Origin of the sequence: Mesorhizobium sp. (genome assembly GCF_005063415.1) — a bacterium.
Lineage (GTDB): Bacteria > Pseudomonadota > Alphaproteobacteria > Rhizobiales > Rhizobiaceae > Mesorhizobium.
The window spans coordinates 10,539-20,349 of record NZ_SUEG01000096.1 but is presented as its reverse complement, the minus strand read 5'-3'; the positions used below and the strand labels follow the sequence as shown (position 1 = coordinate 20,349).

At 62.9% G+C, this 9,811-nt stretch carries 10 protein-coding genes; 9 read left to right on the top strand and 1 reads right to left on the bottom strand.

Annotated elements, in window-relative coordinates:
• Positions 1-136: 136 nt before the first annotated feature.
• Positions 137-322, bottom strand: a complete 186-nt coding sequence (locus E5W70_RS22190) for a hypothetical protein (RefSeq protein WP_292662415.1) — start codon at positions 320-322, stop codon at positions 137-139.
• Between the two features lie 110 nt (positions 323-432).
• On the opposite strand from E5W70_RS22190, the gene gcvA reads away from it, so the two are divergent.
• The 9 genes from gcvA to E5W70_RS22145 all read left to right on the top strand — a co-directional run.
• Positions 433-1,344: a transcriptional regulator GcvA gene (gene gcvA / locus E5W70_RS22185; protein ID WP_292662413.1), complete on the top strand. Its 912-nt coding sequence runs from the start codon at positions 433-435 to the stop codon at positions 1,342-1,344.
• A 222-nt stretch (positions 1,345-1,566) separates the two neighbouring features.
• The gene (locus tag E5W70_RS22180; RefSeq protein ID WP_292662410.1) at positions 1,567-2,877 is read left to right on the top strand and encodes a sugar ABC transporter substrate-binding protein; all 1,311 of its coding nucleotides are present in this window, start codon (positions 1,567-1,569) and stop codon (positions 2,875-2,877) included.
• Between the two features lie 115 nt (positions 2,878-2,992).
• Entirely contained in the window at positions 2,993-3,865 is an 873-nt protein-coding gene (locus E5W70_RS22175) for a sugar ABC transporter permease (RefSeq protein ID WP_031195183.1), read from the top strand.
• Between the two features lie 11 nt (positions 3,866-3,876).
• Positions 3,877-4,701, top strand: a complete 825-nt coding sequence (locus E5W70_RS22170) for a carbohydrate ABC transporter permease (protein WP_292662404.1) — start codon at positions 3,877-3,879, stop codon at positions 4,699-4,701.
• 51 nt (positions 4,702-4,752) lie between these two features.
• Positions 4,753-5,757 (top strand): ABC transporter ATP-binding protein, encoded by a 1,005-nt coding sequence (locus E5W70_RS22165; RefSeq protein ID WP_292662401.1) that lies wholly within the window; start codon positions 4,753-4,755, stop codon positions 5,755-5,757.
• On the top strand, positions 5,754-6,524 hold the full coding sequence (locus E5W70_RS22160) for an L-iditol 2-dehydrogenase (RefSeq protein ID WP_292662398.1): 771 nt from the start codon (positions 5,754-5,756) through the stop codon (positions 6,522-6,524). The genes E5W70_RS22165 and E5W70_RS22160 overlap by 4 nt, the downstream gene beginning before the upstream one ends.
• A 72-nt stretch (positions 6,525-6,596) precedes the next feature.
• Positions 6,597-8,075: a mannitol dehydrogenase family protein gene (locus E5W70_RS22155; protein ID WP_292662395.1), complete on the top strand. Its 1,479-nt coding sequence runs from the start codon at positions 6,597-6,599 to the stop codon at positions 8,073-8,075.
• Positions 8,076-8,090: 15 nt separating this feature from the next.
• Positions 8,091-8,774, top strand: a complete 684-nt coding sequence (locus E5W70_RS22150) for an HAD family hydrolase (protein ID WP_292662392.1) — start codon at positions 8,091-8,093, stop codon at positions 8,772-8,774.
• A partial coding sequence (locus E5W70_RS22145; RefSeq protein ID WP_292662389.1) for an FGGY family carbohydrate kinase occupies positions 8,771-9,811 on the top strand: 1,041 nt, incomplete at its 3' end. The genes E5W70_RS22150 and E5W70_RS22145, both read left to right, overlap by 4 nt.

Here is a 9,811-nt window from a genome sequence, read left to right as displayed (position 1 = left end):
GCTGGTCAACGGCCTGATCACCGATGAGCGCACCGCCGCCGCCCTGCTGGCGGGTGCATGATCTCCGAGCCGCTGGCGGTCGGAAACGGTCATGTGAAATCGAAACGCATCTGAACCCCCGATAAGACGAGCGACACTACTGGCGACGTCCGCAAGGATCGTTGCCGTCGAGGAAGCCCATGTCGCGCTGCAGATGCGGCGGCAGTTCCCGGACGTCGAGATAGGCCCGTTTCCGCGCCGCGTGCCTTGCCAATCCCCGCGCCAGCCGTGAAAACCAGCCATGGGCTGGAGCAAGAAGCAGCTTTTCCTGTATCGTGGTCATGATCGTCAGCCTTCACTATCTCTAGGCGCAATTGATCTTCAACACGGAATATCGGTAGGACCGGCCGGTGCCGCCAATCAAACGTCGATCATTGCCCATAAGGAGGGCTTATGCCGGAGCTCAATTCACGACAGCTGGTTTCGCAGCTTCCTCCGCTTCAGGCGATCCGGGTGTTCGAGGCGGTGGCGCGGCATCTCTCCTTCACCAAGGCCGCCCAGGAGCTTGGCATGACGCAGGCGGCGGCAAGCTATCAGATCAAGCTTCTGGAGGAGCGCATCGGCGCGCCCTTGTTCCTGCGCCAGCCAAAACAGATCGTGCTGACCGAACCCGGCCAGCGCCTGGCGCCCGCGGTCAGCGAAGCGTTCGCGCTGTTGAGCGGCGCCTATGCCGCCGCGCGCACCGGCGCCGACGGCGTACTTTGCGTTTCGACGCTGCTGACCTTTGCCTCCAATTGGCTGGCGCAGCATCTCGGTTCGTTCCAGGTCGCGCATCCGTCGCTGGCGGTGCGCGTCGACACCTCGAACAGAGTTGTCGACTTTGCCAGAGAGGATATCGACATCGCCATCCGCTCCGGTGGCGGCAACTGGCCGGGCGTCGAGACCCATATGCTTTTCAGGGCCGATTTCACGCCGGTTCTCAGCCCAAAGCTCGCGGCAAGCATCGGCGGCGTCAAGGAGCCGGCCGACCTGCTGCGGCTGCCGATCCTCGACCCGGGCGACATCTGGTGGCGGGACTGGTTTGCCGCCGCCGGCCTGCCGGTCGAGGAACTGGCCAAGCGCCCCGGCACCAGCATGGGCGCGCAGGCCTATGAGGCCAATGCCGCGATTGCCGGCCACGGCGTGGCGATCGTTACCAAGGCGCTGTTCAAGACCGAACTTGCCGACGGCCGCCTGATCCAGCCCTTTGATCTGGTTGGTGACGACGGCCATGCCTATTGGCTGGTCTATCCGACGGCGCGGCGCAACGTGCCGAAGATCCGCGCCTTCCGCGATTGGATCCTGAGCGAGATCGCTTGCCAATAGGCTGAATCCCAGCCACCCGGACAGCAAAGCTCCGGCTTTTGGCGGCGCGATGAGCCCGACCGAGCCCCTCTCCACAAATCCCGCGAGTGGCCCAAGCTTGCCGCTGCACGAGACCGGCGTGCTGCGCTGCAGCAACGAATCCGTCTTGACATAATTCACCGCAAGTGAGTAATTGCTCACAGCCAAGGCAAATGCTCATCTTGGTTTATGGGAGGAATTTTGATGAAACTTCGCACGTTCACCCTAGGCCTGTTCTCGGCGAGCGCCCTCGCTTTCGCCGCGCATGCCGAATCCATCACCATCGCCACGGTCAACAATGGCGACATGGTCCGCATGCAGAAGCTGACCGACGACTTCACCGCAACGAATCCCGACATTCAGCTGCAGTGGGTCACGCTCGAGGAAAACGTCCTGCGCGAGCGCGTCACCACCGACATCGCCACCAAGGGTGGCCAGTACGACGTGATGACCATCGGCACCTATGAAGTGCCGATCTGGGCCAAGCAGAGCTGGCTCTTGCCTCTCGACAAGCTCGGCGACGATTATGACGTCAAGGACATCATCCCGGCCATAGCCGGCGGCCTGTCGGTCGACGGCAAGCTCTACGCAGCGCCGTTCTACGGCGAAAGCTCCTTCGTCATGTACCGCAAGGATCTGATGGAAAAGGCCGGGCTCCAGATGCCCGATGCACCGACCTGGGACTTCATCAAGCAGGCCGCCGACAAGATGACCGACCGCGCCAACGGCGTGAACGGCGTCTGCCTGCGCGGCAAGGCAGGCTGGGGCGAGAACATGGCCTTCCTGACCGCCATGTCGAACTCATTCGGCGCGCGCTGGTTCGACGAGAACTGGAAGCCGCAATTCGATCAGCCCGAATGGAAGAACACGCTGCAATTCTATGTCGACCTGATGAAGGCCGACGGCCCCGAGGGCGCGTCGTCCAACGGCTTCAACGAAAACCTGGCGCTGTTCCAGCAGGGCAAATGCGGCATGTGGATCGACGCCACTGTCGCTGCCTCCTTCGTCTCCGACCCGAAGAACTCAACCGTCGCCGACAAGGTCGGCTATGCGCTGGCGCCGGACAATGGCCTGGGCAAGCGCGGCAATTGGCTGTGGGCCTGGTCGCTGGCCATCCCCGCCGGCACCCAGAAGGCCGACGCCGCTCAAAAGTTCGTATCCTGGGCTACCAGCAAGCACTATGCCGAGCTCGTCGCCTCGAAGGAAGGCTGGGCCAACGTTCCGCCGGGAACGCGCTCCTCGCTCTATGCCAATCCCGAGTACCAGAAGGCAGCGCCTTTCGCCAAGATGACGCTGGACTCGATCAACTCCGCCGATCCGACGCACCCAACCGTCAAGCCGGTGCCTTATGTCGGCGTCCAGTTCGTCGCCATTCCTGAGTTCCAGGGTCTCGGCACCACCGTCGGCCAGCTCTTCTCAGCGGCACTTGCCGGCCAGTCGAGCGTCGACGATGCCTTGAAGCAGGCGCAGGATGCCGCCACCGCGACGATGACCGAGGGTGGTTACATCAAGTAAGGCTCCTCCCGGTGCCGGTTGCCAATAGCAATCGGCACCGGCCGCCCGAATCCCAGTTCGGGCGGCCAGCTTCATACCGCTGAAAAAACTTGGCTGACCTCGAAGGGTGACCGTCATGGCTACTCAGCAGACCCGTTCGCTTGCCCGTTTCATGATGGCGCCATCCGTGGTGCTGCTGCTGGTTTGGATGATTGTGCCGCTGGCATTCACGCTGTGGTTCTCCTTCCAGCAGTACAATCCGCTCAATCCGATGCGCGACGGCTTCGTCGGCTTTTCGAACTACGCGCTGTTCTATTCCAACCCGGCATTCCTGCAGTCGATCCTCAACACGCTCACCATCGTCGTCAGCGTGCTTTTGATCACGGTGATTGGCGGTATCCTGCTGGCCCTTCTGCTCGATCAGCCGATGTGGGGACAGGGCATCGTCCGCATCCTCGTCATCTCGCCGTTCTTCGTCATGCCGCCGGTGGCAGCACTGGTCTGGAAGAACATGATCATGCACCCGCAATACGGTGTCTTCGCCGATATTGCGCGCTTCTTCGGCGGGCAGCCGATCGACTGGTTCGGGCAGCACCCGCTCCTGGCGATCATCATCATCGTTGCCTGGCAGTGGCTGCCGTTTGCGACGCTGATCCTGTTGACCGCGCTTCAGTCGCTCGACGGCGAGCAGAAGGAAGCCGCCGAAATGGACGGTGCCGGCTTCATCAGCCGCTTCATTTATTTGACGCTGCCGCATATGTCGCGCGCCATAACCGTCGTCATCCTGATCCAGACGATCTTCCTTCTCTCGGTCTATGCCGAGATCCTTGTCACCACCAATGGCGGCCCGGGTTACGCCTCCACCAACCTGCCCTTCCTCGTCTACCAGAAGGCATTGCTGGAGTTCAAAATCGGCCAGGCGTCCGCCGGCGGCATCATCGCAGTCATTCTCGCCAACATCGTCGCCTTCTTCGCCATGCGCGCCGTCGGCAAGAACTTGGACAAATAAGGGAGGCTAAGATGGCACGTGCAGTCACCACCCAGCACAAGACGATTGCGACCGCGGCCGCCTGGATCGTCGCACTGCTGATCTTCTTCCCGATCCTCTATACGATCATCACCTCGTTCAAGTCGGAGCAGGAGGCCATCCAGGGCTTCAACCTGTTCCCGTCGGGAACCACGGAGAGCTATTCCGAGGTCCAGGCGCAGAACGGTTATTTCAAGTTCTTCCTGAACTCGGTGTTCCTGTCGGTCGGCTCGACCGTGTTGGCTCTGCTCGTCGCCATACCGGCGGCATGGTCGATGGCGTTTTCGCCGGGCAAACGCACCAAGGACATCTTGATGTGGATGCTTTCCACCAAGATGATGCCGGCCGTCGCCGTGCTGTTTCCGATCTACCTGATCTTCCGCGACACCGGACTGCTCGACAGCCGCATCGGCCTGATGGTCATGCTGATGCTGATCAACCTGCCGATCGTGGTCTGGATGCTCTACACCTATTTCCGCGAGATCCCGGGCGAGATCCTGGAAGCGGCGCGCATGGATGGCGCATCGCTGTGGAACGAGATCATCTACGTGCTGACGCCGATGGCGGTGCCCGGCATCGCCTCGACCATGCTGCTCAACATCATTCTCGCCTGGAACGAGGCGTTCTGGACGATCCGGTTGACCACCACCGAAGCAGCGCCGCTCACCGCTTTCATCAGCTCCTTCTCCAGCCCGCAGGGGCTGTTCTGGGCCAAGCTTTCGGCCGCCTCGACGCTGGCGATCGCGCCGATCCTGATCATGGGCTGGTTCAGCCAGAAGCAGCTGGTCCGCGGCTTGACATTCGGTGCGGTGAAGTAACGGAAACGGCCTGACGCAAAACGACGAAATAGCCCTTCGGGGGAGGAAATCATGGGAAACATCACGCTCAAGAACGTCTCCAAATCCTTCGGGGCGACATCCATCATTCCCGGTCTCGACCTGGTCATCGAGAACGGCGAGTTCGTCGTCTTCGTCGGCCCGTCAGGCTGCGGCAAGTCAACGCTGTTGCGTCTGATCGCTGGCCTGGAGGATACCAGCGGCGGCACCATCAATATCGATGGCCGCGACGTCACCGGTGAGGCGCCGGCCAAGCGCAAGCTGGCCATGGTGTTCCAGTCCTATGCGCTCTACCCGCACATGACGGTGGCCAAGAACATCGCTTTCCCGCTGAAGATGGCGGGCGAGGACAAAGCCACCATCGACAAGAAGGTGAAGGACGCCGCCCGCATCTTGAACCTCACCAACTACCTCGACCGCCGCCCCGGCCAGCTCTCCGGCGGCCAGCGCCAGCGCGTCGCCATCGGCCGCGCCATCGTGCGCCAGCCTTCGGCCTTCCTGTTCGACGAGCCGTTGTCCAATCTCGACGCGGCGCTGCGCGGCACCATGCGGCTGGAGATCAGCGAGCTGCATCACCAGCTCAAGACCACCATGGTCTACGTCACCCACGACCAAATCGAGGCGATGACCATGGCCGACAAGATCGTCGTGCTCAATGCCGGCAATATCGAGCAGGTCGGCTCGCCGATGGAGCTCTACAAGACGCCGAAGAACCTGTTCGTCGCCGGCTTCATCGGTTCGCCGAAGATGAACCTGATCGAAGGCGCGCCGGCCGCCAAATATGGCGCCAAGACAGTCGGCATCCGCCCGGAGCATATGAACATCTCGAAGACGTCTGGCGACTGGAAGGCGACGGTCGGCGTTGCCGAGCATCTCGGCTCCGACACGTTTTTGCACGTCCAGGCGGATGGTGTCGGGCAGCTGACGGTGCGCGCCGACGGCGAGCTGGCCGCCCATCACGGCGACACGATCTACCTGACACCGGACAAGACCAAGCTGCATCGTTTCGGCACCGATGGGAAGGCGATGCTGCAATGAGGCTCGGAGGTAAATCGGCGCTGATTACCGGATCGGCGCGCGGCATCGGCAGGGCGTTTGCCGAAGCCTACATGCGGGAGGGGGCGACGGTCGCGATTGGCGACATCAATCTCGAAGCCGCCGAGAAGACGGCTTCGGAAATCGGCCACAACGCCTACGCGGTAAAGCTGGACGTCACCGATCTCGCGTCTATCGATGCGGCCGTCAAGGCGGTCGAAGCCAGGGCCGGCGGCCTCGATATCTTGATCAACAATGCTGCCCTGTTCGACCTGGCGCCGATCGTCGAGATCACCAAGACAAGCTACGACAAATTGTTTTCGGTCAACGTCGCCGGCACGTTGTTTACGTTGCAGGCCGCCGCCCGTTCGATGATTGCCCGCGGCAAGGGCGGCAAGATCATCAACATGGCAAGCCAGGCCGGGCGCCGCGGCGAGGCGCTGGTCGCCGTCTACTGCGCCACCAAGGCGGCGGTCATCTCGCTCACCCAGTCGGCAGGGCTCGACCTGATCAAACACCGCATCAACGTCAATGCCATCGCCCCGGGTGTCGTCGACGGCGAGCACTGGGACCATGTCGATGCCTTGTTCGCCAAGTTCGAGAACCGGCCGAGGGGCGAGAAGAAGAGGCTGGTCGGCGAAGCCGTGCCTTATGGCCGCATGGGCACGGCGCAAGACCTCACCGGCATGGCGGTGTTCCTGGCCAGCGACGAGGCCGAATACATCGTTGCCCAGACCTATAATGTCGATGGCGGCCAGTGGATGAGTTGAGGGGGGTCAAGGCGCTCTTCTCCCCGTCTCCTCCACGGGGGGAAGAGCCGTCCCGCTAAAGGGTAAAAACAGATGTCCGTGAAACTCTCTTCTTCCAACCTCGCTACGCTGCCGCCCAAGGTCGCCGGCCCGAAATACGATCGCGCCACGCTCAAGGCCGGGATCGTGCATTTCGGCGTCGGCAATTTCCATCGCTCGCACCAGGCCGTCTATCTCGACGACCTGTTCAATTCGGGCGTCGGCCACGACTGGGCCATTGTTGGCGCCGGCGTCTTCGAGGGCGAGAAGGTCGGCCGCGGCAAGCTGCAGGAACAGGACTGGCTGACCACCGTGGTCGAGCAGGACAGCGGCCATATGAGCGCGCGCGTCACCGGCGTCATGATCGATTTCCTGATGCCGGGCGACGCGGCCGCAATCGTCGAGCAGCTTGCCGATCCGGCGATCAAGATCGTTTCCCTGACCATCACCGAGGGTGGCTATTTCATCGATCCGGCTTCCGGCGTCTTCAATCCGACGCATCCCGACATCGTTGCCGACGCGCAACTCGGGGCGACACCGAAGACCGTCTTCGGCCTCATCCTCGCCGGGCTGCTGCGCCGCCGCGCCGACGGCATCGTGCCTTTTACAATCATGTCCTGCGACAACATCCCCCATAACGGCCACGTCACCTCGGATGGCGTCATCGGCCTGGCGCGGCTGATCGACGAGGATCTGGCAAACTGGGTGAGCGAAAACGTTGCCTTTCCCAATGGCATGGTCGACCGCATCACGCCGGCCACAACCGACCGCGAGCGCGGCATTCTCTCCAGCGAGTTCGGCCTCGACGACAATTGGCCGGTGTTTTGCGAGCCGTTCAAGCAATGGGTGCTGGAGGACCGTTTCACCGATGGCCGCCCGTCGCTGGAACAGGTCGGCGTGCAGTTCGTCAGCGACGTCGCGCCCTATGAGCTGATGAAGATCCGCATCCTCAATGGCGGCCATGCGACCATCGCCTATCCGGCCGGGCTGATGGACATCCATTTCGTTCATGAGGCGATGCAGGAGCCGCTGGTATGCGGCTTCCTCGACAAGCTCGAGCATGACGAGATCATCCCGACCGTGCCGCCGGTGCCGGACACCGACCTCGAAGATTACTACCAACTCATCGAGCACCGATTCTCCAACCCGAAGATCGGCGACACTATACGGCGGCTTTGCCTCGACGGCTCCAACCGCCAGCCGAAATTCATCATTCCGACCATCGCCGACCGGCTGAAGGCCGGCAAGAGCGTCACCGGCCTGGCGCTGGAATCGGCACTCTGGTGTCGCTACTGCTTCGGCACGACGGATTCCGGTGCCGTCACCGAGCCCAACGACCCGAACTGGGGCCGGTTGCAGGCGACCGCCAAGGCGGCCAGGGGCATGCCTGCTGCCTGGCTTGCCATGGAAGACATCTATGGCGATGTCGGCCGCTCTCCGCCGTTCGCCGAAGCCTTCGGCCAAGCGCTCAAATCGCTGTGGGCGGACGGCGCGCGCGCGACACTGACGCGCTATCTCGCCGGCGACCTCTGAAGCCGATCCAGCGCGATGACGCCTGAACTGGTCATTTTCGACTGTGACGGCGTGCTGGTGGATAGCGAGATGCTGTCGGTCGCGGCATTGCTGGAGATGATCGCGCTTGCGGGCGGCGACGTCAGCGAGGACATTGCCTACGAGCACTTCCTCGGCAAGAGCATGAAGAGCGTCCGCGAAATCCTCGCAAGCGACTTCGGGCTCGATCTCACCGACCAGCATCTGATCGAGATGCGCTCCGAACTGATGCGCAAGTTCCGCCAGGAGCTGAAACCGATGCCAGGCATCGCACAGGTCCTGCCGAAGCTCGGCGTGCCGTGCTGCGTCGCCTCCTCCGGCACGCTGGAGCGGATCCGCTATGCGCTCCAGGTTACGGGGTTGCTTGGGCTGCTGGAGCCGCATTTGTTCAGCGCTGCCATGGTGGCGCGGGGCAAACCGGCGCCCGATCTTTTTCTCCATGCAGCAGATAAAATGGGAGCGGCCCCGCGAAACTGCCTCGTCGTCGAGGACAGCCCGGCCGGCATCGAAGCGGCGCGGGCGGCCGGCATGCGCGTCCTTGCCTTCACCGGCGGCTCGCACACCGGCAACCCGGCACTGAAAGCGCGGCTTGCGTCGAGTGAGCCGGACTTTATATTCGCTGACATGCTGCAATTGCCCGATCTGATTGCAGGCCTGGGAGCGAGAGCAAGAACACCTTGACCAACAGTTTCGTTTGCGCGGTCGATGTCGGCACCGGAAGCGCCCGTGCCGGCATTCTCGACACCGCTGGCGCCTTGCTCGGCCGCGCCGAGCACCCGATCGCCATGCAACAGCCGAAGGCCGACCACGCCGAGCACGATTCGCAGGATATCTGGTCGGCGGTGTGCATGGCCGTCCGTGCCGCCCGCGAAAAGGCGGGCGTGAAGGCCGAGGATATCGTCGGCATCTCCTTTGACGCCACCTGCTCGCTGGTGGTGCGAGACCGGCATGGCGGCCAGCTCAGCGTGTCCGTCACTGGTGAAAGGCGCTGGGACACCATCGTCTGGCTCGACCATCGTGCCATTGCCGAGGCCGACGAATGCACCGAAAGCGGCCATGCCGTGCTCGACTATATCGGCGGCGTCATGTCGCCGGAAATGGAGACGCCCAAGCTGATGTGGCTGAAGCGTAACCTGCCCGGAACATGGAACGAAGCCGGCTATCTATTCGACCTCACTGACTTCCTGACCTGGAAGGCAACCGGCTCGCTCGCCCGTTCGCAATGCACGCTGACCGCCAAATGGACCTATCTGGCCCATGAAGAGACCGGCTGGCGGCGCGACTTCTTCGAAGCGGTCGGGCTCGGCGACCTTTTCGAGCACGGCAATCTGCCGGGAAAGGCAAGCCCGGTCGGTGCCGATATCGGTCCGCTCGGCGCACAAGCCGCGGCGGAGCTTGGCCTCACCGAAAAATGCCGGGTCGGCGCCGGCGTCATCGATGCCTATGCCGGCGCGCTTGGCGTGCTCGGAGGCTTCGCCGGTGACGCGAAGGACATCGGCCGCCATCTGGCCCTGATCGCCGGTACCTCGAGTTGCGTCATGGCGATGTCGCCCGACCCGCAGCCTTTCGCCGGTGTCTGGGGGCCGTATTATGGCGCCGGCCTTCCCGGTCTGTGGCTGTCGGAAGGCGGCCAGTCGGCCACCGGGGCGCTGCTCGATCACATCATCCGCTGGCACGGCGCCGGCGGCGAGCCGGATGCCGCCATGCATGCCAGGATC

Bases quoted from the DNA above. Each gene is read 5' to 3' on its own strand.
- E5W70_RS22175 (WP_031195183.1), top strand. From the start codon at position 2,993: ATGGCTACTCAGCAGACCCGTTCGCTTGCCCGTTTCATGATGGCGCCA.
- E5W70_RS22150 (WP_292662392.1), top strand. From the start codon at position 8,091: ATGACGCCTGAACTGGTCATTTTCGACTGTGACGGCGTGCTGGTGGAT.
- E5W70_RS22170 (WP_292662404.1), top strand. From the start codon at position 3,877: ATGGCACGTGCAGTCACCACCCAGCACAAGACGATTGCGACCGCGGCC.
- E5W70_RS22160 (WP_292662398.1), top strand. From the start codon at position 5,754: ATGAGGCTCGGAGGTAAATCGGCGCTGATTACCGGATCGGCGCGCGGC.
- gcvA (WP_292662413.1), top strand. From the start codon at position 433: ATGCCGGAGCTCAATTCACGACAGCTGGTTTCGCAGCTTCCTCCGCTT.
- E5W70_RS22190 (WP_292662415.1), bottom strand. From the start codon at position 322: ATGACCACGATACAGGAAAAGCTGCTTCTTGCTCCAGCCCATGGCTGG.
- E5W70_RS22165 (WP_292662401.1), top strand. From the start codon at position 4,753: ATGGGAAACATCACGCTCAAGAACGTCTCCAAATCCTTCGGGGCGACA.
- E5W70_RS22180 (WP_292662410.1), top strand. From the start codon at position 1,567: ATGAAACTTCGCACGTTCACCCTAGGCCTGTTCTCGGCGAGCGCCCTC.
- E5W70_RS22155 (WP_292662395.1), top strand. From the start codon at position 6,597: ATGTCCGTGAAACTCTCTTCTTCCAACCTCGCTACGCTGCCGCCCAAG.